The following is a 25199-nucleotide window of genomic DNA, read 5'->3' on the forward strand; positions in this document are numbered from 1 at the left end:
TCACCCTTTCGGAGCCAGCAATTGCAGGGCGGCACGGATCAAACCTGCTTCGTCTGCATCCGGGTTGTTGGCGGCAGCCTCGGCAACCGCTGCTGCTGCGTCCGACGGACCATAACCGAGATTGGACAGGGCAGACAGCGCACCCGCTGATGCAGCAGCAGCCCCGGAGGCTGGTTTGGGCGTTCGCTTCGGTACAGGCGCTGCCTCGACAGGCTCTACAACTTCGATCGCGGGGCCATCCATCGCATCCGTTACGGTGCCACCCATGGCCATTACGCCTGGCGCTTTGTCTTTGAGATCAAGCACGATCCGCTGCGCAGTTTTAGGTCCGACACCTTTCGCCGCCTTCACCGAGCCCCAGTCGCCCAGTGCAATGGCGCGACTGACACCATCCGGACCCAAAGCGCTCAGGATCGCCAGAGAGACCTTGGCTCCGACGCCCTGCACGGAGCACAGCAACCGATGCCATTCCTTTTCGACCAGCGACAGGAAACCGTAAAGCTGCATCAGATCTTCGCGCACAACCATATCGGTATAAAGCGAGATGCCTTCTCCCGCACCCGGCAGTGCCGCCATTGTCCGGTCAGAGCAATAGACGATGTATCCCACACCCCGGACATCAATCAGCACGTGATCTGCTGCGCGATAGTCCAGCCTTCCGGTGAGTTTTCCGATCATGCCCGTACCTCTTTCAAACGCGTCTGTTGCGTCTTTCCGTAATAGGCGTGACAGATCGCAATCGCCAGAGCGTCTGCGGCATCTGCCCCTTTGGGCTCACATCCGGGCAATTGCAGTTTGACCATGTGCAGAACCTGCTCCTTTTCCGCGTGCCCGACACCCACGACCGTTTTCTTGACCCGGTTCGGGGCATATTCCCCGACCGGCAGTCCGGCCTGCGCCAGCGTCAGCAACGCCACGCCACGCGCCTGACCCAGTTTGAGCGTTCCCGCCCCATCCTTGTTCACGAAAGTCTGTTCGATGGCTGCCTGATCGGGTGAATGTTCGGCAATAACCTCGACGATCTGATTGTGCAGCGACAGCAACCGCTCACCCAAATCATCCCCGTCCGATTTGCACAAACCGTTTGAGACGTGGCTCAGACGGCTGCCATTCGATTCGATGACGCCCCATCCCAGGGTTCTCAACCCCGGATCAATGCCCAGAATCCGCATGTTTTGCCTCGGCCTGCTCGGGTTTTCTTGATCTTTTTCACCGATTAGCACGAAACATGAACATTTTCCAAGCGAATTGACCTCACGCCAAAAAACGACACAACTATCCCAGGCGCGACAGAGTGGCCTGTTTTCGACCTCGAATAGTCAGGAATCGACCTGTTTCATGAAGGCATTTTCACCAATTATTTAAGGGGATTACAGGCCCATAGAGCATTGCAGAAACTGCATAGGACACATGCAAAAACTGCTCTTGTGCGGGAAATCCGACATCACTAGATGCCCGGCAGATCACAAGATCAGAAGTTAACACAAACCAGAAGGAAACAGGATATGGCTGCACTGGACACCACCCGCACCACCACTGGCTCATTCGGCCTCGTTGGCCGTATCGGCGCAACGTTCGCATCGGTAGTAAACGCCGCAGTTGAATGGAATGACGCTCGCGTAACTCGCAACGCGCTGAACGGTCTGACCGACCGCGAGCTGGAAGATATCGGCCTGAGCCGCGGCGACATTGAGATCGTTGCTGAGGGTCGTCGCTAAGACTACCACTCACTCGCCCCGTTCTCCCTCGGGGGCAAATAAGAACACCGCGCGCCATGGGCCGCGGTGTTTCTTGTTTAACTGCTGTAATGACAATGCGGTTAGAAGCCCCTGATCGCATGCCCCTTGGACAACAGAGGCGTCACCGCTTTCAGGTCGCTTTAGTACATCACCTTACTCAACTGAGCTGAAACAGCTTCGGTCACCGGATCGATTTGCATGATCCAGGCCCCGGCCTGTTCAACCGACGTTCCCTCGTTCAGGCTGTTCACCCGAAACTGATAGGCAGATGGCCCCAAGCTTGATAGGAGAAACGCCTTGAAAGCGAAAAACCCAACCAGGCACAGCAAAAGAACCTTTGCCGGAACCGCGGATCTTACGCGTTGTGGCTTCATCACGACCAAGCCGTCTTTGCGCATCGACGCACGATACCCACGGCTCATCTTTTGATGCTTCTTGCTCAGGCGATGAACGCGCTGATCAAATTCCAGTTGTTTACCCGTCATGGCAGCCTCCGAAAACCGCCCCCCTCGACTTCATCAGGTGACGGTAGATAGAGAATGCGTCAAAAGAGTGGCAAAAATCCACAAAACTCCTGCAAATGGTCTAAGTAACGCCCTGTTTCGTTAAGATTAGCGTCGTCCACTCACCAATCTCACTCCTATCAGTAAGATTGAACCCATTTTGAGAATAAACAGACGCAACTTCGTCAGCCTGCTCGTTAAGGATTCCCGACAGGATCGCATGCCCACCATCTCGCAGATTCTCTGCTATTTCGGGCGACAGAGCCACCAAGGGCCCCTTCAGGATATTAGCAAAAATCAGGTCGTACGGCGCTGATGACTGCAACTCCCGGTGATCAAACCCTGCTGCTTCGACACACCGAACTGCGCCAGACATTCCGTTGGCCTTCAGGTTTGCCTCAGCCACATCAACGGCAACTTCGTCAATATCGCTGGCCAGTATCTCGCCATCCCAAACCCGTGCAGCCGCCATGGCCAGCACAGCAGTCCCGCAACCGATGTCCGCGACTTTGTCCGCGCTGAACCCGTCCTCGATCAACCGATCCAATGCCTTGAGGCAGCCAAGCGTCGTGCCGTGATGCCCCGTGCCAAAGGCCATCGCTGCCTCGATGAGCAATGGAATGCGATCTTCGGGGATCTTGTCGGCGTCATGGCTGCCATACACAAAAAAACGGCCTGCTTCGACCGGAGCCAACTCTCGACGCACATGCGCGACCCAGTCGGTCTCGGGCAGCTCGGAAACCACAAATGGTTTGGCCTCAAAGGCCACAGCCAAGACAGCCAGCGCAGTCTCATCAGGCGCCTCGGTGAAATAGCCGCCGACTTCCCAGAGGCCGGATCCGTCCTCGACCTCGAACACACCTACACCGGTTGGTTCCGGCTCCAGACGCTCCATCGCTTCGCCCAGGCCTTCGGCTGCGGCTTTCCCGTTCAGAGTGGTGAGCGCTGTGAATGTCGGCATGGATGCCTCCTGTTTAAGTTGTCACAGCGCCTATGGCGACAGGCGGCCAAGGTCAAGCACTGGCGCTTATTCTGCAGGCGCGGGCGCGTATTTCGACAGGATTGTTTCGTTGCCGGGTTCAGGGTGGCGGGGGATCAGCAGAGACAACGCCAGAGACACCAGAGCCATTGCAGCAGCCAATGCGAACACCGCACCGGGTGACACGACCCACAGCAACCCCAAAAGCGCAGGCAGGAATACCGCCGCGATGTGATTGATGGTGAAGGCCACAGCTGCTGTCGGCGCGATATCCGCCGGATCAGCGATCTTTTGGAAGTAGGTTTTCAGCGCCAGCGCCAGCGCAAACAGAACATGGTCAATCACATAGAGGATAGCCGCCAGCAGCACGCCCCAGCCAAACCAGTAGATACCGCCATAAGCTGCGAACACGATAGCCAGACCGGTATACTCGAAGATCAGTGTCCGGCGTTCGCCAAAAACGGAAACTGCCTTTCCCAGCATCGGCGCTGCTGCCATGTTGATCACCAAATTGATCAGGTAGAGGCTGGTCAGTTCATGGACTTCGAAACCAAACTTCTCGACCATCATGAAACCGGCAAAGACAACAAAGATCTGTCGCCGGGCGCCGGCCATGAATTGTAGTGCGTAATACAACCAGTAACGTTTACGCAGGACCAGTTTCTTGGTCTGCGGCGTCGGTGAATCGAATTGCGGATAAGCGAGCAGACAGAACAGCGCCAGCAGGGCTGTTACTCCGCCCGCAGCCATGAAGACCGTATTATAGGACAGATCAAACCGGTCCCAGGTAAGTACGATCAAACCATAGACCACAGCTGTCGCTGCCGATCCCATGGCGACCAGCCAGCCCAGCACCTGGGGCGCGCGGTCCTTGGGCAACCACTGCAGCTGAAGCGACTGGTTCACCGTCTCATAATAGTGAAAACCGATCGAGCTGAAGAGGGTCACAAACAACAGGCCACCAAGGCTTGGGAACCATGCCGTTACTGCTGTGGCGACGCCGAGCATCATCAGCGAGATCATCGCCAGCACCTGCTCGCGCACGAATATGATGACTGCGATCACACCAACAGCCAGAAAACCGGGGATTTCCCGCACTGTGTGAAGCAGGCCGATATCCGCGCCATCGAAATTTGCCACTTCGATTACGAAGTTGTTCAGCAGCGCGCTCCATCCGTTGAATGCAATCGGCATAGTCAGCGCCATCATGAACAGGAGCGTGACGGGTCGGCGCCAGAACGGAAGGCTCTGCGCCTCGGATAGGGGCATTGGTTTCAGCATGAGAGTCCTCTACGCCCATTTCTATGTTTTGGCGAGAGGAAAGCAGTCGCCGCACATTGCCTCTGCACTGGTGCAGAAGTCAGTAGAAACTTTGTGGATCGATATCGACCGTCAGACGAATATCGCCCTTCAACCGCAAAGGCGCGATCCAGCGCGCGATAGCATCCTGAATGGGCGCGCCTTTCGGGGCTTTGACCAGCAGTCGCACCCGGTGCCTCCCGCGAATTCGGGCAATCGGTGCGGGCGCCGGGCCAAAGACCTGTGCGCCGATATCGCGCAACGGGCCATCATTGCGCGCCATGGCGTTTCCGATGTCGAACACAGGGCCAACCTCTGGCCCCGAGAGCACTATCCCGGCCATACGACCATAAGGGGGAACGCCTGCAGCCTGTCGCCCGGCAGCTTCTGCCTTCCAGAATCCTTCTTCATCCCCGGATAAAATCGCCCGGATCACGGGATGTTCCGGCTGGAATGTCTGTAACAGCGCCAGCCCCGGTTTATCCGCCCGCCCAGCGCGGCCAGCAACCTGGCGCATCAGTTGGAATGTCCTCTCAGCCGCGCGCAAATCGGCGCCATGCAGGCTAAGATCGGCGTCGATCACGCCAACCAGTGTCAGTTTCGGAAAGTTGTGCCCTTTGGCCACCAGCTGCGTACCGATGATGATATCTGCCTCACCTTCGGCGATCTCTTCGATCTTGGCTTTCAGGGCCCGGGCCGATCCGAACAGATCAGAGCTGAGCATCGCAATATTGGCTTCAGGAAAGGTCGCCTCAGCCTCTTCGGCCAAACGTTCAATCCCTGGCCCGACCGGAGCCAGCTTGCCCTCGACCCCGCAGGATGGGCACACCTCGGGCATCAGCTTCGTCTCACCGCATTGGTGGCACATCAAGCGTTTCAAAAACCGGTGTTCGACCATCCGCGCATCACAGTGATCACAGGCAATCTGCTCACCACAAGCCCGACACAAGGTAACGGGCGCATAGCCGCGACGATTGATAAACAGCAGCGACTGCTCGCCTTTCTCAATCCGCTGCCGCACTGCCTGACGCAGAGACGGGGAAATCCATGTTCCCGGCTGCATCTGTTCCGCCCGCATGTCGATTGGCTTCATCTCGGGCAGAACGGCGGCTCCAAACCGTGACGTCAGATCGATCCGATCATACTTTCCCGCCTCGGCATTGGCCCAGCTTTCCAGCGAAGGCGTGGCACTGGCCAGTACCACCCGCCCCCCACAGATGGCTGAACGCAACACGGCCATGTCGCGCGCGCTGTACTGGACACCATCCTCTTGTTTGTAAGAAGTGTCGTGCTCCTCATCGACCACGACCAAGCCCAGATTGCGAAACGGAAGGAACAGGGCCGATCTTGCTCCGACGACCAGTTGCGCATCCCCCTGCCCGACCATTCGCCAGACCCGGCGGCGTTCAGTCATCGTCGCGCCCGAGTGCCATTCAGCCGGGCGCGCGCCAAACCGCGCCTCGACGCGGGTGAGGAATTCCGCGGTCAGCGCGATCTCAGGCAACAGAACCAGCGCCTGTCGCTCCATGCGCAGCGCCTCGGCCACGGCCTCCAGATATACTTCGGTCTTACCTGAGCCTGTCACGCCCTTGAGGAGTGTGGTTCCGTAACTCCCTGACTGCTGGCCTTCCTGCAGCTTCGCAACTGCGGCCGCCTGATCTTCGGTCAGCTCTTTTCCTGGCAGATCCGGATCCAGATGCGGATACGGCAGATCACGGGGACTGTCTTCCTCCCGTACTGCACCCAGCTTGACCAGCCCTTTGACGACAGATGAGGTCACGCCGGCCTGCTCGGCCAATTCTTTCAGCGTAAAGGCAAGACCGCCATAATCGCGCAGAACCTCAAGCACGCGGGTGCGCGCGTCGGTCATCCGGTCTGGTTCGATATTACCAAGGCGATAGATCTTACGCATCGACGGCGGATCACCCAAACCGGGTGCGCGTGTTGCCAGCCGCAGCATCGCGGGCATCGGCGTCAGCGTGTAATCCGCCACTTTGCCCAGAAACACGCGCATTTCTTCGCGCATCGGTGCGACTTCCAACACCCGGATCACCGACCGGGCCTTGTTAAGATCAAATCCCCCTTGCCCCGGTCCCCAGACAACACCCAGAACCTTACGCGGCCCCAACGGGACCTCAACGAATGCACCCAGAAAACACCCACCCTCGGGCGCTTTGTAGTCCAGCGTCCGGTCCAGAGGCTGTGTGGTCAGAACCGCCACCAGTTCGCCTTCGTCAAAATACTCCTGAGTGCTCAACGCATATCCTCGGGCCGGGGGGTTTCAGCAAGTCTCTCTTTGGGGTAAAGCCATCCGCGACCAAGGCCAACCCATCAAAGGACTGCCCTCATGAAATTCTTCGTAGACACAGCCGAGATCGATGCCATCGCCGAACTTAACGATTTGGGCATGGTAGACGGTGTCACCACCAACCCTTCGCTGATCCTGAAATCGGGTCGCGACATTCTGGAAGTGACTAAAGAGATCTGTGATCTGGTCGATGGCCCCGTATCCGCCGAAGTTGTCGCCACCGAAGCCGACGACATGATCGCCGAAGGCCGCAAACTGGCCAAGATCGCTCCGAACATCGCCGTGAAGGTGCCGCTGACCTGGGCCGGTCTTAAAACCTGCAAGACGCTTTCGGACGAAGGTCAGATGGTCAACGTAACCCTGTGCTTTTCTACCAATCAGGCCATTTTGGCGGCAAAGGCAGGCGCGACTTTCATCTCACCCTTCATCGGACGTCTCGACGACATCAACCTCGATGGCATGGACCTGATCGCCGATATCCGTCAGGTCTATGACAATTATGGGTTCGAAACTGAAATCCTGGCGGCCTCGATCCGCACCGTGAACCACGTGACCGACAGCGCCCGTATCGGCGCCGACGTGATCACCGCACCGCCCGCCGTCATCAAGAAGCTGGCCGATCACCCCTTGACTGACAAGGGTCTGGAAACCTTCCTCGCCGACTGGGCCAAGACCGGTCAGAAAATTCTCTGATCCCGACAGTTTCTGCGAAACCGCGTGGCGCCCTGGGCGCCGCGCTAGGCCCGACTGCAAAATCTGATCTCTGATCAGAGAGTTGCAGGCGGGAGCACCTTACCACCACATTGCTGCACTAATTCGAGCTTCAGGTGCATTTTTTCCAAGTCAAATCCGGTGTCCCGTGCTATAAACCGCGCAACAAAAAAAGACCGGACAGGAAATGAGCAGCAACCCGAAACTCGAGGATAATCTCCGCGCCGCGATTCTGGCTGAGCCTGACGCAGTGCTGGATGACAAGGACCTGATGCAGGCGCTTGTAACTGCGAATGAGCGCGCACGTGGTGACAACATCATCGATCTGCGCGGGATCGCCATGCAGCGGCTCGAAGCCCGGCTGGATCGGCTGGAGGATACCCATCGTTCGGTGATCGCAGCTGCCTACGAAAATCTGGCAGGCACCAATCAGGTTCATCGCGCCATTCTTCGTCTGCTTGAACCCGTCGAGTTCGAAGATTTCCTTCGCACGCTGGGTAATGACGTCGCCGAAATACTGCGCGTCGATAAAGTCACTCTGGTTCTGGAAACCACACTTATTCAGGACGACCCCGCAGTCGACAAACTGGGCGGTGTTCTTACAGTCGCAGAGCCCGGCTTCATCGACAGCTATCTGACCTATGATCGCAGCGGGCAACCCCGGGATGTCACCTTGCGCGAAATACACCACTCCAATCGCAGAATCTATGGCGACAAGGCCGACCAGCTGCGCTCCGAGGCGTGCCTGAAGCTTGATCTTGGCGAAGGTCGCCTGCCCGGCATGATCGTCATGGGCGCCAAGGATCCCAGACATTTCTCACCCCAGCTGGGAACCGATCTTCTGGCCTTTTTTGCTGGCGTGTTCGAACGCTCGATGCGCCACTGGCTGTCGTGAGCCTGATCTCTCCGGCGTGCCGCGATGCACTCCAGCACTGGCTAGATAGTCTGGGGGCGCTTTCGGGGCGATCGGAAAACACGTTGACGGCCTATCGTGGTGATGTCAGCGAATTCCTGTCGTTCATGACACTCCATAATAGTGCGCGGCAGGGGCTGGCTGCGCTGGAGCAGATCACAGTCTCAGACATGCGGGCCTGGATGGCGCAACAGCGCGAAACAGGTGTAGGCGCGCGTTCGCTGGCACGCAAACTCTCCGCTGTCAAATCATTCTACCGCTGGCTGGCAGAGCGTGAGGGTTTTGAACCAACAGCCGTTCTGTCAACGCGCGCACCGAAATACACCAAGAAACTCCCGCGCCCGCTGGCTGAAGATGCCGCCCGCGCGATGATCGAAACTGTCGAATTGCAATCGACTTCTGACTGGGTCGCTGCACGTGACGTCGCCGTTGTGACATTGCTGTACGGATGTGGCCTTCGCATTTCCGAAGCCCTGTCCCTAAAGGGGGCAGACGCACCACTGCCATCCACCTTGCGCATTCTTGGAAAAGGCGGGAAGGAACGGATTGTTCCGGTAATCCAAGCCGCGAAAGACAGTGTCGAGCATTACCTGCAACTGTGCCCTCATTCACAATCACCGGATGCGCCATTGTTTCGGGGCGTGCGCGGTGGACAGTTAAACCCCCGAGCCATTCAGGGCGTCATGGCCAAGGCACGTATGCAACTGGGTCTGCCGTCAACGGCAACGCCACATGCAATGCGCCACAGCTTTGCCACGCATCTCCTGTCGGCTGGTGGGGATCTACGGGCGATCCAAGAGTTGCTGGGCCACGCATCGCTGTCAACTACGCAAACCTATACAGCAGTCGATACCGCGCGGCTGATGGAAGTCTACAACCGCGCGCATCCGAAGGCGTAAGACCCACACTACCTAAACAATTTTCGAGCGCATCGGCAGCCACTGGCTTTTTGCTTTGCATCTCTGGCTTGCATCGTTCATGACACCTGCATGACACTCAGATTTAAAGCTCTTTCCGTTCATCTTTTCACCGCAACCGGCGCTGTTTTTGCAATGTTGGCCATGCTGGCTGCCGTCGAAGAAAAATGGAGCCTGATGTACCTCTGGCTCGTAGTATCTTTCATCGTAGACGGGATCGATGGCCCCCTGGCCCGGCATTATGACGTCAAGAAGAACGCGCCTGAATTTGACGGGGTGCTCATGGATCTGATCATCGACTATCTGACCTATGTGTTCATCCCGGCCTATGCATTGTTCAAATCCGGGTTGATGGACGGCTGGACTGGCTGGTTCGCAATCATAGTCATCACTTTTGCAAGCGCGATGTATTTTGCCGACACACGGATGAAGACCAAGGATAACTCTTTCTCAGGCTTCCCCGGATGCTGGAACATGTTTGTCGTTGTGATCTTTGCACTCGAGCCAAACTTCGGGTTCATCCTCATTCTGGTCACCTTACTGGCAATCGCTATGTTCCTGCCGCTCAAGTTCATTCATCCGGTGCGCACCGAGCGTTGGCGCACCCTGTCACTGCCAATGGCACTGGCATGGACATTCTTTGCGGGTTGGGCGGCCTGGGTCGATTTCCATCCGGAAAGCTGGGCACATTGGGGTCTGGTAATCACCAGCCTGTATCTGGTGTCTGCGGGCATTGCTCAGCAACTGATCCCGCAGCGAAACGCGTGACAAATCTCAATGGGCGCTGGACCATGACAGCGCCCGAGAGCCTTTCTACAGGACTTCTTCGACTTCGAATTCAGTCCCGTTATGCGTAAAGTAGTCACCTTCTTTCAAACCAACCATAGCCAGATAAATCGGGCTTTGTGTTGAAATTCCCATGTAGGTTTTGCCGTCCACCTCAAACCGGGTGGTCGATACGCATACCACAAAACGCCGGTTGTTGAATTTGATCACCGCACCGGGCTGCACCGTGTCGGTCACGCTGAAATCCGTGTTTTCAATCACGTCGATCTTGGCGTGATGGGCATGAACCGGCGCATCAAATGCTGCAGCCAGATCCGCATTCTCGCGTGATGCAGCAATGTCGTCCTTGTCATGCCCTTCCCGGTCATCAAGCTGAGCATCTTTCAAGAATGCATCATAATGCGCCTGAGCAGTTGCCAGTTCTTGCTCTTCAAGCGACATAAGCCGGTCAATGATCGCCTTTTTCCGGGCGGCACGGTCTGTCTGGGCAGTCATACAATGCGGTCCTTTAAATTCAGCATCTGATATAAGTTGGGCCGCAAACAAGTGGATTGCAACAGGATTCAACCGATCAGATCAGCAGGCCCGCTGCGCGTTCGTGCCGTAAAAGAGCTACTTTGGTCTCAATACCGCCCTGCCCTGAAAAGCCACCAAGACTGTTCGCAGCCAGAATCCGATGGCATGGAATGATGACCGGGATCGGGTTGGCACCACACGCCTGCCCCACAGGCTGGGCAGGCTGGCCTAGCTCTTTCGCAATATCGCCATAGGTTCGGGTCTCTCCGAACGGGATCGCGAACATAAGATCGCAAACCTGGCGCTGAAATTCGGAGCCATCGACGTGATACGGCAGATCGAACTGCTCTAGCCGGCCTTCGTCATATGCCGTCAGCTGCGCAGCAGCCTCTTTCAACAAAGGGGTGTCCGGCTCTTTGTTCGTGCCGTTCCAAACCAGACGCGTGATTGCGCCGTTGGTTTCTTCGACCCCAAGACATCCGAACTGTGTTTCAACTGCGATCATTGGCATAAGCCCAGACTCGCAGATTGACAGAATTGACGCAACCAACGAAAAGCCCCGCCCTTTGGTAAAAGGGCGGGGCTTGTTTGCTTTAGCTCAGCGCTTCGTCACAGCGCCCACAGACGCCTTCGTGCGAATGTCGTCCGACATCGGGCAGGATCTTCCAGCACCGCTGGCATTTCGCACCTTCCGCCTTTTCGAACACGACGCCGACGCCTTCGATTTCAGGCGCGCGGAAAGCCTCAGCCGGGGCAGGATCGCCTGTAACGGTCAAGCCCGAAGTGATGCACATGTCATCCACATCGAATGTAGCCAGCAGGTCTCGGGTTTCCGCGTCCTCGATATGCACAATCGGTGCCGCCTCGAGGCTGGAGCCGATGACCTTGTCCTGACGTTGTACTTCGAGCGCAGCAGTCACAGCACGACGAACACGGCGTACCTTGGCCATGTTGGTTTCCAGTTCAGCGTCGCGCCAATCGGTGGGCGTATCGGGGAAGTCGACCAGATGGACCGAGCTGTCGTCACCCGGGAACCGCTCTAGCCAGACCTCTTCCATGGTGAAGACCAGAACCGGCGCCAGCCAAGTGGTCAGGCGATGGAACAGGATGTCCAACACGGTGCGCGCCGAGCGACGACGCAGGTTGTCGCCGTCGCAGTACAGCGCATCCTTACGGACGTCGAAGTAGAAGGACGACAGATCAACCGTTGCAAAGTTGAACACTGCGCTGAATACACCCTGGAAATCGAACGCGGCATAGCCTTTGCGCACCTGCTCATCGAGCTCGGCCAAACGGCTGAGCACCCAGCGTTCCAGACGCGGCATATCCTCGGGCGCGACGCGGTCGGCCTCGGTGAAATCAGCCAATGATCCCAACATGAACCGCATAGTGTTGCGAAGGCGGCGATAGCTGTCGGCGGTGCCTTTCAGGATCTCCGGCCCGATCCGCTGGTCGGCGGTATAGTCGGTCTGGGCCACCCACAGACGCAGGATATCGGCGCCGTATTGCTTGACGACCTCTTCCGGCACGATGGTGTTGCCCAGTGATTTGGACATCTTGTTGCCCTTGGCATCCAATGTGAAGCCATGGGTCACAACGTTCCTGTACGGCGCACGACCTTTGGTGCCGCAGGCTTGCAGCATCGACGAGTGGAACCACCCGCGGTGCTGGTCGGTGCCTTCCATGTAGACGTCAGCAATACCATCCTCGGTGCCGTCCTCGCGGTCGCGCAGAACGAAGGCGTGTGTCGAACCCGAGTCAAACCACACGTCCAACACGTCGAAGACCTGATCGTAATCTTCGGGGTTTGCAATGCCGTCGAGGATTTTCTCTTTGAACCCGTCAGTGTACCAGATATCCGCGCCGTCCTTCTCGAACGCCGCCTTGATGCGGGCATTGAGATCTTCATTGCGCAGCAGGTAATCCGCATCGGTGGGCAAGACCCCCTTCTTGGTAAAGCACGTCAGCGGCACACCCCAGGCGCGTTGGCGGGACAAGACCCAGTCCGGTCGCGCTTCGATCATCGAATACAGGCGGTTACGGCCGGTCTGCGGCGTCCATTTCACCAGCTCGTCGATAGACCGCAGGGCGCGTTCGCGGATGGTGTCGCCCATTTCACCCATGCCGTCGTCCAGCTTGCGGTCAACGGACGCAAACCACTGTGGCGTGTTGCGGTAAATGATTGGAGCCTTCGAGCGCCACGAATGCGGATAGCTGTGCTTGATTTTGCCACGCGCCAGCAGCCCGCCGACCTCGACCAGCTTGTCGATCACCGCCTTGTTCGCGTCACCCTCGCCGCCCTTGCGAGACAGGATGTACTTGCCGCCAAAGAACGGGAGATCGGCGCGGAAGGAGCCATCGTCCATCACATTGTAGGTGATGACCTGTTCCAGCATACCCAGATCGCGGTAAAGCTCGAATTCTTCCATACCGTGTGACGGCGCACAGTGAACGAAGCCGGTACCTTCGGTATCGGTCACGAACTCAGCCGCACGGAAGTCACGGATGTCGTCCCATTCGCCATTGCCACCCTCGGCCCCAGCCAGCGGGTGGGTCAGTTGGACTCCTTCCAGTTCATCAGTGGTCACGTCACGGACGCGGGTCCACTGGTCGTCGTTCAGACGGGCGCGGCCTAGCACGTCGGCGGCCAGATTGTCCGCCAGCAGGAACTTGTCTCCGACACTGGCCCAGCATTCCTCAGGTGCGCCGGTGACTTCGTACAGGCCGTAGGAGATATCCTTGCCATAAACGACCGCCTTGTTCGACGGCATGGTCCACGGGGTCGTCGTCCAGATCACGACAAAGGCATCATCCAGATCGCCGGCGTTCACGACTTTGAACTTCACCCAGATGGTGAAGCTTTCCTTGTCGTGATATTCGACCTCGGCCTCAGCCAGAGCTGTCTTTTCAATCGGCGACCACATCACGGGCTTCGAGCCCTGATAGAGCGTGCCGTTCATCAGGAACTTCATGAACTCGTCGGCGATCACGGCCTCGGCGTGATAGTCCATGGTGATATAGGGATCGGGCCAGTTGCCGGTGATGCCCAGACGCTTGAACTCTTCGCGCTGGACGTCGATCCAGCCCTCGGCGAACTTGCGGCATTCCTGACGGAAGTCGACGATGTTCACCTCATCCTTGTTCTTGCCCTTCTTGCGGTACTGCTCTTCGATCTTCCATTCGATCGGCAGGCCGTGGCAGTCCCAGCCGGGTACATAACGCGAGTCAAAGCCCATCATCTGATGGGACCGCACGATCATGTCTTTGATGGTTTTGTTCAGTGCGTGGCCGATATGCAGGTGACCGTTTGCATACGGAGGGCCATCATGCAGGGTAAAGGGCACTCTGCCCTCTTTTTCGCGCAGGCGGTCGTAGACGCCGATCTTCTCCCAACGTTCCAGCCAAGCAGGCTCGCGCTTGGGCAGGCCAGCGCGCATTGGGAATTCGGTTTTGGGCAGGTTCAGCGTGTCTTTGTAGTCAGGTGTTTGGGTCGTGTCGGCGCACATGGGGGGCGTCCTCAGGATGATCTTGTCGTGTTTGGATCGAAGCGGTCAGTGCGAATTCTCAAGCACCTTTGCCCGGCGTCTCGCGATATCAGAGCGCCGGGGATATAATTCGAATAATGATGGCCAGACGGTCATACATGGCCGCGCTTATAGGACGCCCTTGCCTAATGGTCCAGAGGTTCTGCCTCCTGCGGCGAATGGCGCAGCTTGGCCCAACGATTGAGCCATGCCAAACCCGCCAGAGCAAGCCCAAGCGCCAGCAACGAGAACACCCGGATCAGCCCGCCCAGACCCGCGATATCAATCAGGAACACCTTGGCAACGGCGAGGCCGATCACTACCAATCCTGCCTTGCGCATCAGATCGGACTGACGGGCGAGCGACTGGTAGAACAAGATTGCGCCAATAACCAACAGCGTCAGAGTGTAGGTGTACAACTCGGGCTGCGTGACACCATTGCCCTCGTACATACCCTCGGCCCCCTGCCAAAAATGGCGGATCGCAAGCCCCAGCCAAAATGCTGCAAGCGCGCCTGCAGCAACGTAGCTGATCTGTTTCAGCCTCAAGGGCATCGACGGAATCCGCCACGCTGAAAGCCCGATGACCAGCGCGGGTAACAGATAGGCCACCGCAAGCGTGTTCAGGATCGGGGGGCCAAGCACCGGATCGACGTAGAGATGGAGCAGCGGGTTTTGTTCGATCAGCGCCTCTGCCAAACGCACCACACCATGTGCCGCGAAAAAGCCCGCAAGCAGATAGCGTGCGTAGTTCAGCTTACCGCCCAGCTCGAACCTCTGAACCTGAGCATAGGCCAGCAACAGCCAGATCACGGCAAGCAACCCAAGTCCCCACGGGCTGCTCTGCGCCCCGCCTTCGCCGAACCCCTCGAGCCAGCGCATCAGCAGCAGAGACAGCAATATGCCACCGGTCGCCCATGCGGCGCTTTCCAGCAACAGCACAGCCACCGGCCGCGTGAGTGGCCTCAGCAGCCACCATGCGATCAGGAAGCCAACAACCGCCGCGCCATAGACAAATGTCATTTCGAACAACGGCGCTGTATCCGCCCACTCAAGACCTGGGTTGAGGACCAGCCTGACCGTGATTGAAAACACTCCGGCCCAAATAAACCAACTCATCGGCGGCAGTGTGAATTTTCGGTCCAAAGCAGCGGAGATCACCACCGTTACGACAAGCGCAACTGTAAGCGCGGCCGAACTCAGGACAATCACACAGGCAAAGGTCAGGCAGGACAGAGCTGAAAGAGTGACCAAGGCTGTGCGCATGCGGGATTCACCGTCAATTCGCGTAAACCGCTCGGCCAGAACCACCATCACTGCGCCCAGTGCAATGGCATGCAGAGCCCATGGGTAGGCCCCGATCACCTGCGCAGGGTTCCAGCCGATTTCCAGCGCGATTGCCATCACTGGCGCGAACACCGCAGCGCCCCCTGCCCAGACAACAGCATAACGCCCGCCCATGAAGGAACGCCATGCGGCAAGCAGTGTGATCACCGCGCCCAACGCGACCAAGATAGTAACGACCATCGGATAGTCGGCCTCGGCGGTTTCCGCGTAGGTCGCCGCAAATGCCCGTCCAACAGAACCTCCGTCCATCCCGTGTGAAAAAACCGACCAGACAAGACCCGCAGCAGGGAACACAACCAGGTCCTGCAGGGCGCGTGCATCCTTTGCCCAGATGATCAGCGCAAACAGCAATGCAACGAACAAGACTATGCCAAGCCAGAACTCCGACGACGAGTCTGCCCAGTGAAGCGAGAGGATCACGGAACTGGCAACCACTGCCCCAAAAGCCAGCCGGGTTGGGAATTCAGGCCAAGCCCCCCCTTTCTTGCGCCGGATGGTCTCCAAAACCATCAGTCCCGAGTAATCGGGGATCAACCGCCTGACCGGAATTGCGATCGTAATCAGCGCAAGAACTGTGGCAAATGTCAGATATGCTGGTTCAGTTGATGGCGACGACAAGACCAGCAGCAAGGCCGTTGCGTAAGACCCAACCAGCGTAAGCATCGAAATCCAGGCCCATCGCCGGACGGTATCGATGCCCAGCCCCAGCACGGCGATCACGAAAAAATATCCGTAAAGCCATGAAGGATCATTCGATGAGCCGCCAACCATGAAAGGTGCTGCGAAAGCTCCGATCAGACCAACGGCGGCCAATAGCGGGCCATGAAACCAACCCAGCACCAGCCCCGTCAGTGCAATCACGACCATTCCAAGCAATGCGGTTTCGGGACCGATCAGATCATATAACTGTCGCGCGGACAGTATGCCCCCAAACAGCGTTACAAGCCCTGCGCCCGAGAATACCGATGGCAAATAGGCGGTGGCCGAGTCCTCATCGTCGCCGAACCGGCGGCGTACCACTTCGCCTGCTACGATCAGAGCTGCACCAAAGGCCAGCGCGGCCAGAACACGGGCAGTGGGTGGCAGCAGGCCATTTTCCACGCCATATTGGACAAGGAATATACCTGCGAGAGCCAGTGAAAGTGCAGAGACCGCATAAAACCAATTCTCGCGTAGCCAAGCGCCCAGCGCCGCAATACGATCCCCGCGAAAGACAATCGCTCCACTGTCTTCTTCTTCGGCTTCAACGACGGTCGTGTCGGTTTGTTCACTCTCAACCGCCGCAGGCATCCCCTCCGCTGTTGGTGCAGACCATGGTGCAGGTTTCGACTGCTCTTTTTCCTCCTCGGAAGGTTCCCGCTCTGCGGCTGACATGGGTGATGTAGTAGGCGCTCGCTCAGTCGCGCCCATCGACATCTCCGTGAGCTGATGTTCGAGTTGTTCAACCCGTTTACGCAAACGGGACTGACCGACCAACAACACAATGATCGAAATGGGTATGGCCAGAACAATCAGGCCAATGAGGACGAGTAGGGACTCCAAAAAAATACCTCCGGAGATAATCGGCCTGAACCTACATTGAACGGGCACCGGGTAATAGTCTGGAAATCCAGTTAGATTTGTTTTGTTGTAGGCTAGTCGGTATCAGAACAAGGCTATGTCGGGACGCTCCAGCATCAGCCAGATAATCGCCAACACTGCAACAAACGCGGGAAATCCGCAGGCAAACCAGATGCGGAACAATTGATGATAGGCATCTGGCAGTTCTTCGCCATTTCCCGCTGCACGCCGGGCATAGTCACGTAAACGCAGCTGTATCCAGACCACTGGAAGCCAGAACAAACCTGTAAAAACATAAAGCAGCAGCGACAGAGCGATCCATCCCTCGGACAATGACCATCCCAGCCTCCACGCCAGCAGAAATCCGGTAATCGGCTGCAGAATGACGGCTGACGCCGTGAACAACAGATCAGCCAAAACCACGATACCGGCTGTATGCGCAATGATACGCGGATCCCGGCTGCGATGCGCCATCAGCATAAAGAACGCGATGCCCGCACCCGTTCCCAGCAAGACACAAGCACCAATGACATGCAGCCAGCGCAGGATCAGATCGGGGTCCATTACCTGCTCTCCAACATCGGCCACGCAACCAAAGACAACATCATCGCTGGCAGGATCTTGACCAGAGGTCCAAGAGGGTCACCCCAAAGCGCCGGAACGGCAACGGTCGCGGCCAACAGATAGAACAATGCCACAGCGAATTGCAAAAAGCATACCCGTCCCGCCCAAGGACGCCACAACAGAGCCAGACCCAGAGCGATGTCGACAAGCGACCAGAACACGACGCTGACCGCTGCGGACGGGGCAGACCAACTTGCATCAAGAAGAACCGATTTGGCCTGGGCTAATCCGGTCAGACCAAGGACACCGGACAACACCCAGAACAGGCTCAGCACCGCGATTACCAGAGGCATCAACAGAGACATGCGTGCCGTCAAGCGATGTTCACGCGCGCAGGTCAGGCGGCTATAGACCTCATCCATTGAAGCCAGCGATGCACCCGCAGCCTTACGATATGGTTCCGGATCGCCCGTGACCCCATCCGCCATGACCGTCATGGCAGTACTGCGCAAGGGCGAACGCCATCCCAGTTTTCCCAGAAAATCCGCCAAGGCTGCAACCAAGCTGGTCGTCCACACCGGCACCCCAACCGTCAGCTGAGCCGCCGGGAAACCCAGCCACCGACGCGTCGCTGCGAGCACGTCGGACAGCGGATGCTCAGCATCTTCAACGAGATCATAGGCTCCCTGAGGCAACTCATCTGCAACAGTCGCGGTGATAGCACCGCACAGATCGTCCATGCCAACACATTGAACCGGCGTTGCCGGGTAAGCGATCGGCTGCACCAGCGGGATTGCCGCCAGCATCCTTAACAACGCAGTCCCGCCATAGTCGCTCTGCCCTATTACCAAACCCGGTTTGAGTATCCATACAGGAGCTCCACAGATACGGAGCGCTGCATCGCCTGCGGCCTTGGTTCGCATGAAATCAGTCGTTGCATCAGGCTCGGCCCCGATGGCTGAAATCTGGACAATTGAAATGCCCAACTCGGCACAAGCCTGCCCCAAAGCAGCGATGGCTTTGTGATGCACAATCTCAAGATCATCGACCCCGCCGTCTTGCAGCGCACCTGCGCAATTCACCACCGCATCAACGTTGTTCAGACGGGATCGCCAATCCTCAGGATCCAGAAAATCCCTCAGATCACCCTCTACAAGCGTGACGCCCGGCAAGACCTTTGCCCCTGTTCGCGCATCGCGCACCATGCCGGTTACGCTTGCGCCTTCAGACTGAAGCGCCCTTGTGACTGCAGCTCCGATAAACCCGTAAGCCCCCAAAACCAGAACGCGTTTTCCGTGTAATCTCTTTTGCGGCATGACCACTCAAATCCGTTTTCACGACAGTATCTGATTGATCCGCGCGCACCAGCACCACCGCGCAAACTGCGACATCAACTGCCCTCATGGATGGAACAGCGATCCAACCAAGTAGGCGATCGAAGCTGCCGCACCGCCAATCAAAAAAGTTTCCAGCCCTGAGCGCCACCAAGGAGACAGAGACCACCGGCTTTTCAAAGCCCCGATTGCAAAGAAAACACCCATCGTCAGCCAGGCCGAGATAATAAAGGCACCATCCAGAGAAAGCAGGAATGGCAGGAGCGGGATCATGCCTGCCGCGAGAAAGGCAAAAAATGTCGCCGTCGCCGCTTTGATTGGATGGGGATCAACGCTACCCAATCCGTATTCGCCCTCAAGCATCAGGCTAATCCAGTTTTCCCGGCTGGCAGTGATTGCCTCGGTCGCTTCATTGAGCACCTCGCCAGAAAGCCCTTTTTGCGCGAGTATTTCCTTCACTTCTGCCCGCTCGCCTTCGGGATAAAGCTCGATATGCCTTTCCTCAATGGCGCGGATGCGTCGGATGTTGTCCAGTTCAGCCTTAGTGCCTGAGTAATTGCCTGCAGCCATCGAAAACCCGTCCGCCAGCACATTGGCCAGACCAAGAGCAACGATTACGAATGGCGACAACCCTGCCCCGGCAACTCCTGCGACGATCGCAAAGGTGGTCACAGATCCATCGATCCCGCCATACACAACATCGCGCAACACACCCCGCCCGGGCGGTGCATTTATCCGCGCCGTGATTTCCTGCTGGCTGTGTCCGTGATCGGTCATGGCTGGCTCCTTCCCCATTTTGCGGGGTTTGGCAGGCCAGGACCTTGCGACAGATCAACCCTTTGAAAACAACCCGCTCAAGGCACGTTTAACCATACCACGGGTCGATGGTTTGTGCCGTTCGGAAAATGGTAAAGGGCGACAAACCTCCATCGCGGCAACTCCGACACGGGCAGACAGGGCGCCGTTTACAAGGCCCTCGCCAAAACGCCGGGACAGTTTGCTAAGGACCGAGCCACCAAGAACCGGTTCCAGAAGATCATCCCCAACGGCCACAGCCCCGGTCGCAACGAGGTGAACAAACACTGCCCGAGTCAAACGCCAGCTACCCAGAAAACCGGCGCGACCGCCATAGATTTCCGCAATCCGGCGGATCATACGCAGCGAAGATGCCAGGGCTGTCACGACATCTGCCAACGCAAGGGGCACCAGCGCAGTAACCGTGGCCACCTGCCGTGCTGCTGCCTCAACCTCTCTGCTGGCTGCAGCGTCCAATGGTGCCAGCAGCTCATCTTCGGCCAATACCAGCAGCCCGGAGGCATCGAACTGCTCCTCCATCCGCTCGGACAGGCGCTCCCGCCCCCAGCGGGTTTCCTCACGCCCATTGTAGAACGAGATCAGGCGGTTCGTGACCGCGCGCGCTTGCCCCAGATCGGCATCTGCCAGCGCAGTATCAGCGGCGCGGCGCATTCCATCCACACGGGACAGGCGGCCAATTGCAGCCAATTCGCGCAAAGCAATGATCAGCCCGACAAGAACCAGGGCGCCAATCAATACTGTAACGATCCATCCCAAAACTGGTGCACGCGCAACCAGAGACGTGGCGAAATCCCATGCCGCCACCGAAATCGCCGCTCCGACCACAGCCAGTGCCAGCCCCCAGAACCACCGCGACAAGACCGAAGGCTTACGAGCTGCCAAACGCGCTGCAGCCTGCATAGCCTGCCCTTGCGGCTGCGCTATGTCAGGGACCGGAGGCGCATCAGATACATCCGTTGCTGGCCCGGCATCATCTTCAAGATCAATCAGAACCGGACCTTTAGCCATCGTTCAAACCCTCTTTTCGCCAGGCAAATTTGATGTCGGGCAGGTTTTCATCATTGTCTGCTCCATCGCTGCGCGCAATTTCGACAAAACCATTCTGCCTGTAGAAACGGAGGGCTGGTTCGTTTGCCTGAAAAGCGAACAATGACAATTCAGAATGCTGAGACTTTGCACGATTCAGCAGTTGTCGCCCTATCCCCTTTCGACGTGCGGTGGATGTCAGGTACAGCGAGTGGATTTCCGAACCTTTCAGCGACAGAAACCCGACGACATCGCCATCATCATCAGCGACGGTTACCCAGCCCTGATCGATCATGTAGCCACAAAACGCTATCGTTTCGGCACAGGTATGGAGATTTGGCATCCAATCGTTTTCTTGTGCAAACCCATGCAGGATCGTGCCTGTCGTACCTGCATCTGTGCTGCGCGCGGGTCTTAGGGTAACGGTCACAGGCGATCTCCGATCAGAAACTGCGCAGCGCGGTCCAGACGAATATGTGGCGGGCCATCCCCAGGTCGAAGGGTCAGCTGCGCCGGAGCGAAGGCCATAAACCCATAGTCCTCCCCCAGCCAGCCCTCGGCACCGTTACGCGCTGGCGTCAGCAGATGGGCGGGATCTTCAGGTAAATCCCCCGGGTAAAAAGCGGCCTTCTTTCCGTTTTCCAGCAAAGTGCCACGTACGCAGGGCAATTCCACCCCATCATGGCTGCGTATTTCTTCCGTGGTCGCACGAAGGGCTGCCAACGACAGCGCTGCAGTTTCGGCCCCGGCAAACTTGGCGCGATCACGGGCCTCTCGCGTCAACGCCTCCATAATCGCGGTCAGACGCGGGTGCTGAAGATGATGAAGGTGATCAGCTTTGGTGGCTGCAAAAAGAATGCGCTCAACCCGTTTGCCAAGCAGCATTTGGCTCAGCCAGGCATTCCGCCCCGGTCGGAAGGCAGACAGAATATCAGCCATGGCGCGACGCATATCTTCTACGGCCTGTGGTCCCTTGTGGATCGCGCCCAGCGCATCAACCAGAACGACCTGCCGATCGATCCGGGCAAAGTGATCGCGAAAAAACGGTTTTACCACCTGCGATTTGTAGGCTTCGTAGCGCCGTTCCATCTCTCGCTGCAGCGTTCGCCGACGCGACGGGCCAGAGACAGGCAGAGGTGCGAATGTCAAAACTGGGGATCCGGCCAAATCGCCCGGCAAGATGAACCGCCCTGGCGTGCAATCATAGAACCCGGCTTCACGGGCTGCGTTCAGATAGGTGGTGAACAAACCAGCTAACGCCTGAGCTGCGGGCTCCTCATGAGGACCTGCAAGGTCGACTGCCTTTGCCTGCGCCAGAAATTCAGCAGCCTGCGGGCGTCTCTCAATCCTCGCAAGCGTCTCGTGCGACCACTCTTCGTAAGACTTCTCGAGCAATGCCAGATCAAGCAACCATTCGCCGGGATAATCGACGATATCCAGATGAATCTTACGCGGCCCCTGCAGACCTGACAGCAAACCAGCAGGGCGCGCCTTGAAAGACAAACGCAGCTCTGACACAGCGCGCGTACTGTCCGGCCAGTGCGGCTCCGGTCCGGTCAGGTCTGAGAGATGGGATTCGAAATCGAACCGGGGAACTGTATCGTCTGGCTGTGGCTGCAGATAGGCAGCGTTAATCCGCCCCTCCTGCTGCGCGACCAGCCCGGTCATACGTCCGCGGTCCAGCAGGTTGGCGACCAATGATGTGATGAAAACCGTCTTTCCCGATCGCGCCAATCCGGTGACGCCCAGACGGATAACAGGCTCGAACAGCGTCTCAGATACCCGGTCGCCCACGGATTCGACGCCGCGCACAAGACTGTCTGCCAGTGATGAGATGACCAATCTGTCGCCCCGCAATTATCGTTTTTTCCAAGATAGGTAGAGGTCGCAGGACTTGCCAGAGCTTTTGTCCATCCAGCCCTTGCCCGAACCCGCGTGTCGCGATACCAGCGCCTCATGCCCAGATACGCGCTGAAAGTCGAATACCAAGGGGAACCGTTTGCCGGATGGCAACGGCAAAAAGAGCTGCCGTCCGTACAGGGCGCTATCGAACAGGCCCTGTCACGCATTCAACCCGGCGAGCATACCATCGCGGCTGCCGGTCGTACCGATGCGGGTGTTCATGCGTTGGGACAAGTGGCTCATTGCGATCTTGAAAAAGAGTGGGATCCGTTCCGCCTGTCTGAGGCGCTGAACTATCACCTCAAGCCGCAGCCTGTCGCCATCGTTAAGGCAGCGCGCGTGGATGACGACTGGCATGCCCGCTTTTCTGCGCTCGAGCGGCAATACCTGTTCCGCATCCTGATGCGTCGCGCACCTGCAACCCATGACAAGGGTCAGGTCTGGCAGATCAATCATCGGCTGGATGTGGATGCGATGCAGGCCGGGGCGGACATGCTGATCGGACGGCATGATTTCACAACTTTCCGCTCCTCCATCTGCCAGGCTGCGAGCCCGGTCAAAACACTGGATGAATTGCGTGTCGAGCAGGTTCAGGGCTTTTCCGGACCCGAAGTACATTTTCACGTCCGCGCGCGGTCATTCCTGCACAATCAGGTGCGTAGCTTTGTCGGCACGCTGGAGCGGGTCGGTGCAGGTGCATGGAGCCCGGTAGATGTACGCCATGCGCTGGAAGCAACTGATCGAGCAGCTTGTGGCCCGGTCTGCCCTCCGCAAGGCCTCTACCTCGCGCGGGTTGAGTATCCCGAGGCTGTTTTTGACTGAATCAAATCGCGCGCAGCAAAAGGCCGCCCGCGATCACTGCAATGATCAGTCCGGCAACCAATTCGATGGTCGGCGCAAGCACGGAAGCGAAACGGGTCGCCGAAGCTGATGCCAACAGCCCTCCGCGCAATCCAAACGAAGTCCACCCCACCAAGGTCGTGACCAATGCTGTGCCCAGCGCCATAGAAAAGGCACCCGCAATTCCCACCATCGCGATACCCATTTGCCATGTCAGGATGAGGACAAACAAAGCTCCGGTACAAGGGCGGGCGGCGATACCTGCGATCAGGACCAGTGCCTCGCGCAGACTCCCAACCTGAGCCACTTCTTCGGCGGTTGGACCATGGCGATGACCGCAATCTGAACAGACCTCATGGTCGTGGTGATGATGATCGTGGTGATCATGTTCATGATGGTGATGATGGTTGTGTGAGTTCTCATTGCGCTGCCGTCTTGCAAAGCTGCGCAACGCGCGAAAGACCAGCCACAAACCAATAGCTGCGATTGCGCCGTAGCTGATTGGTGCCATCACCTGCTCTGTTGTTCCGACAAGGCTTTCCCGAGACATCTGGAAAACCAACAACCCGGCATAGACCAAAACGATGGCCGTCACCGCCTGCCCCAAACTGGACAATACGCTGATGGCAGACAGACGCCAGAACGCGACCCGGCGACCCAAACCATAGCCGCCGATCAACACCTTACCGTGGCCCGGTCCTATTGCGTGGAAAAACCCGTAGGCGAAGCAGACCGTCAATAAGGTTGCAACAGCTTCGGGCTGTTCCGCCCGCGCAGCACGCAGGGATCGTGCGATCTGGTTCTGGAATTCACGCTGTTCGCCCGCCGCCCATGCGGCAAGGTGATCGAACCCGCCACTGCCCCAGAACCACAGCAGCAATCCACACGCCAGGGCAACCGGTACAATCAGGTATTTGGACATGAAACACGAATCTCGGTCGCAAAGTTCTCGCCGACAAGCGGGATGTCATTTTCTTCGAGGTCGTAGTCGGCATCCAACGTCAACAAAAAGGCCTGCATCTGGGCGAGTTGCCCGTCGATATCCGGATCAAAGCGTTCGACCTCACAGGTGTCAGGTCCTGAAACCGTGACAGGGCGTGTGACCTCGTAAGCAGTGTAATACGTCTCGTCGAAAGGTTTGGCTGACAATGCGGTGGCCGGGACAAACCCATCTTCGACCGCGCGCAGATGTGTGGTTACAATCCGCCCGTCTTCGGTGGTTGCACGAGGCTCCATCGGGCCAGAAAGTGGCACATTGGTTCCATCTGCCTGAACAACCAGATCGCCGTTATATCCTTCGACCCATTGAGCATCAAAACCGGCCAGCACCTGTTCCTCGGCATCAGTCAGGACACCATCAGCATCCTGATCCAGTTTCATATCTTCCAGAACCAGCAACGAGTAGAATTCGTCATATACCCAGGTTACGCGCACATGGGTCAACTGACCAGCGTCGTCAACAATGAACTCAAGCCCGGTGTCGATAAAGACGTGCGGGTGTGCGGTTGCCGAAATCGGCAGACAGCAGGTCAGGAATGTGGTCAGCCAACGCATGACGGGAAGATAGGGTGCACAGGGGATGGCGGCAACGTGTTTCACTGCAATGGCGCAAAAAC

At 57.7% G+C, this 25199-nt stretch carries 24 protein-coding genes; 6 read left to right on the top strand and 18 right to left on the bottom strand.

Features of this window, described 5'->3' with window-relative positions:
* Both ruvA and ruvC read right to left on the bottom strand, forming a co-directional pair.
* Complete coding sequence (gene ruvA / locus ACR0IO_RS04545) at window positions 1–678, bottom strand: Holliday junction branch migration protein RuvA (RefSeq protein WP_480739739.1); 678 nt, start codon at window positions 676–678, stop codon at window positions 1–3.
* Window positions 675–1172 (bottom strand): crossover junction endodeoxyribonuclease RuvC, encoded by a 498-nt coding sequence (ruvC, locus tag ACR0IO_RS04550; protein WP_480739740.1) that lies wholly within the window; start codon window positions 1170–1172, stop codon window positions 675–677. Before ruvC ends, ruvA begins: the two co-directional genes overlap by 4 nt.
* A 333-nt stretch (window positions 1173–1505) precedes the next feature.
* On the opposite strand from ruvC, the gene ACR0IO_RS04555 reads away from it, so the two are divergent.
* A complete protein-coding gene (locus tag ACR0IO_RS04555; RefSeq protein ID WP_155143311.1) occupies window positions 1506–1718 on the top strand; it encodes a DUF1127 domain-containing protein in 213 nt (70 codons plus the stop codon).
* Window positions 1719–1879: 161 nt separating this feature from the next.
* Here the strand turns inward: ACR0IO_RS04555 and ACR0IO_RS04560 are convergent, their stop codons facing one another.
* The 4 genes from ACR0IO_RS04560 to ACR0IO_RS04575 all read right to left on the bottom strand — a co-directional run bounded on the left by ACR0IO_RS04560 (window position 1880) and on the right by ACR0IO_RS04575 (window position 6777).
* Window positions 1880–2224, bottom strand: a complete 345-nt coding sequence (locus ACR0IO_RS04560) for a hypothetical protein (RefSeq protein WP_155143310.1) — start codon at window positions 2222–2224, stop codon at window positions 1880–1882.
* Window positions 2225–2324: 100 nt separating this feature from the next.
* Window positions 2325–3203: a 50S ribosomal protein L11 methyltransferase gene (locus ACR0IO_RS04565; protein ID WP_480739741.1), complete on the bottom strand. Its 879-nt coding sequence runs from the start codon at window positions 3201–3203 to the stop codon at window positions 2325–2327.
* A 66-nt stretch (window positions 3204–3269) separates the two neighbouring features.
* Complete coding sequence (locus ACR0IO_RS04570; protein ID WP_155143308.1) at window positions 3270–4502, bottom strand: MFS transporter; 1233 nt, start codon at window positions 4500–4502, stop codon at window positions 3270–3272.
* Window positions 4503–4581: 79 nt separating this feature from the next.
* The gene (locus ACR0IO_RS04575) at window positions 4582–6777 is read right to left on the bottom strand and encodes a primosomal protein N' (protein WP_480739742.1); all 2196 of its coding nucleotides are present in this window, start codon (window positions 6775–6777) and stop codon (window positions 4582–4584) included.
* 90 nt (window positions 6778–6867) lie between these two features.
* Here ACR0IO_RS04575 and fsa point away from each other — a divergent pair, with 90 nt between their 5' ends.
* The 4 genes from fsa (at window position 6868) to ACR0IO_RS04595 (ending at window position 10137) form a co-directional block, all read left to right on the top strand.
* A complete protein-coding gene (gene fsa, locus ACR0IO_RS04580) occupies window positions 6868–7521 on the top strand; it encodes a fructose-6-phosphate aldolase (RefSeq protein WP_152457215.1) in 654 nt (217 codons plus the stop codon).
* Window positions 7522–7726: 205 nt separating this feature from the next.
* On the top strand, window positions 7727–8434 hold the full coding sequence (locus ACR0IO_RS04585; protein WP_170331171.1) for a DUF484 family protein: 708 nt from the start codon (window positions 7727–7729) through the stop codon (window positions 8432–8434).
* Entirely contained in the window at window positions 8431–9351 is a 921-nt protein-coding gene (locus ACR0IO_RS04590) for a tyrosine recombinase XerC (protein ID WP_480739743.1), read from the top strand. The genes ACR0IO_RS04585 and ACR0IO_RS04590 overlap by 4 nt, the downstream gene beginning before the upstream one ends.
* 90 nt (window positions 9352–9441) lie before the next feature.
* The gene (locus ACR0IO_RS04595; RefSeq protein WP_170331166.1) at window positions 9442–10137 is read left to right on the top strand and encodes a CDP-alcohol phosphatidyltransferase family protein; all 696 of its coding nucleotides are present in this window, start codon (window positions 9442–9444) and stop codon (window positions 10135–10137) included.
* 45 nt (window positions 10138–10182) lie between these two features.
* Here ACR0IO_RS04595 and ACR0IO_RS04600 read toward each other — a convergent pair whose 3' ends face one another.
* The 10 genes from ACR0IO_RS04600 to ACR0IO_RS04645 form a co-directional block, all read right to left on the bottom strand.
* Complete coding sequence (locus ACR0IO_RS04600) at window positions 10183–10650, bottom strand: hypothetical protein (RefSeq protein WP_155143303.1); 468 nt, start codon at window positions 10648–10650, stop codon at window positions 10183–10185.
* 76 nt (window positions 10651–10726) lie between these two features.
* Window positions 10727–11182 (bottom strand): methylated-DNA--[protein]-cysteine S-methyltransferase, encoded by a 456-nt coding sequence (locus ACR0IO_RS04605; RefSeq protein WP_480739744.1) that lies wholly within the window; start codon window positions 11180–11182, stop codon window positions 10727–10729.
* A gap of 82 nt (window positions 11183–11264) precedes the next feature.
* Window positions 11265–14177 (bottom strand): isoleucine--tRNA ligase, encoded by a 2913-nt coding sequence (gene ileS / locus ACR0IO_RS04610; protein WP_480739745.1) that lies wholly within the window; start codon window positions 14175–14177, stop codon window positions 11265–11267.
* 164 nt (window positions 14178–14341) lie between these two features.
* Window positions 14342–17083, bottom strand: coding sequence for a DUF2339 domain-containing protein (locus ACR0IO_RS04615; protein WP_480739746.1), 2742 nt, complete (start codon window positions 17081–17083; stop codon window positions 14342–14344).
* A 102-nt stretch (window positions 17084–17185) separates the two neighbouring features.
* Window positions 17186–17665 carry a DUF2269 family protein gene (locus ACR0IO_RS04620; RefSeq protein ID WP_480739747.1) on the bottom strand — a complete coding sequence of 160 codons (480 nt, stop codon included), beginning with the start codon at window positions 17663–17665 and terminating at the stop codon, window positions 17186–17188.
* Complete coding sequence (locus ACR0IO_RS04625) at window positions 17665–18981, bottom strand: SDR family oxidoreductase (protein WP_480739748.1); 1317 nt, start codon at window positions 18979–18981, stop codon at window positions 17665–17667. The genes ACR0IO_RS04620 and ACR0IO_RS04625 overlap by 1 nt, the downstream gene beginning before the upstream one ends.
* A gap of 84 nt (window positions 18982–19065) precedes the next feature.
* Entirely contained in the window at window positions 19066–19776 is a 711-nt protein-coding gene (locus ACR0IO_RS04630; protein WP_480739749.1) for a VIT1/CCC1 transporter family protein, read from the bottom strand.
* Between the two features lie 54 nt (window positions 19777–19830).
* The gene (locus ACR0IO_RS04635; RefSeq protein WP_480739750.1) at window positions 19831–20823 is read right to left on the bottom strand and encodes a YcjF family protein; all 993 of its coding nucleotides are present in this window, start codon (window positions 20821–20823) and stop codon (window positions 19831–19833) included.
* Window positions 20816–21271, bottom strand: a complete 456-nt coding sequence (locus ACR0IO_RS04640; RefSeq protein WP_480739751.1) for an N-acetyltransferase family protein — start codon at window positions 21269–21271, stop codon at window positions 20816–20818. The genes ACR0IO_RS04635 and ACR0IO_RS04640 overlap by 8 nt, the downstream gene beginning before the upstream one ends.
* The gene (locus tag ACR0IO_RS04645; protein WP_480739752.1) at window positions 21268–22683 is read right to left on the bottom strand and encodes a YcjX family GTP-binding protein; all 1416 of its coding nucleotides are present in this window, start codon (window positions 22681–22683) and stop codon (window positions 21268–21270) included. Before ACR0IO_RS04645 ends, ACR0IO_RS04640 begins: the two co-directional genes overlap by 4 nt.
* Window positions 22684–22797: 114 nt before the next feature.
* Between ACR0IO_RS04645 and truA the strand changes: the two genes are divergently transcribed.
* Window positions 22798–23565: a tRNA pseudouridine(38-40) synthase TruA gene (truA, locus tag ACR0IO_RS04650; protein ID WP_480739753.1), complete on the top strand. Its 768-nt coding sequence runs from the start codon at window positions 22798–22800 to the stop codon at window positions 23563–23565.
* Window position 23566: 1 nt separating this feature from the next.
* Here truA and ACR0IO_RS04655 read toward each other — a convergent pair whose 3' ends face one another.
* Both ACR0IO_RS04655 and ACR0IO_RS04660 read right to left on the bottom strand, forming a co-directional pair.
* Window positions 23567–24505 (bottom strand): nickel/cobalt transporter, encoded by a 939-nt coding sequence (locus tag ACR0IO_RS04655; protein WP_480739754.1) that lies wholly within the window; start codon window positions 24503–24505, stop codon window positions 23567–23569.
* On the bottom strand, window positions 24490–25137 hold the full coding sequence (locus ACR0IO_RS04660; RefSeq protein ID WP_480739755.1) for a DUF1007 family protein: 648 nt from the start codon (window positions 25135–25137) through the stop codon (window positions 24490–24492). Before ACR0IO_RS04660 ends, ACR0IO_RS04655 begins: the two co-directional genes overlap by 16 nt.
* Window positions 25138–25199: the final 62 nt, after the last annotated feature.

Source organism: Ruegeria sp. CE12 (assembly GCF_056537525.1).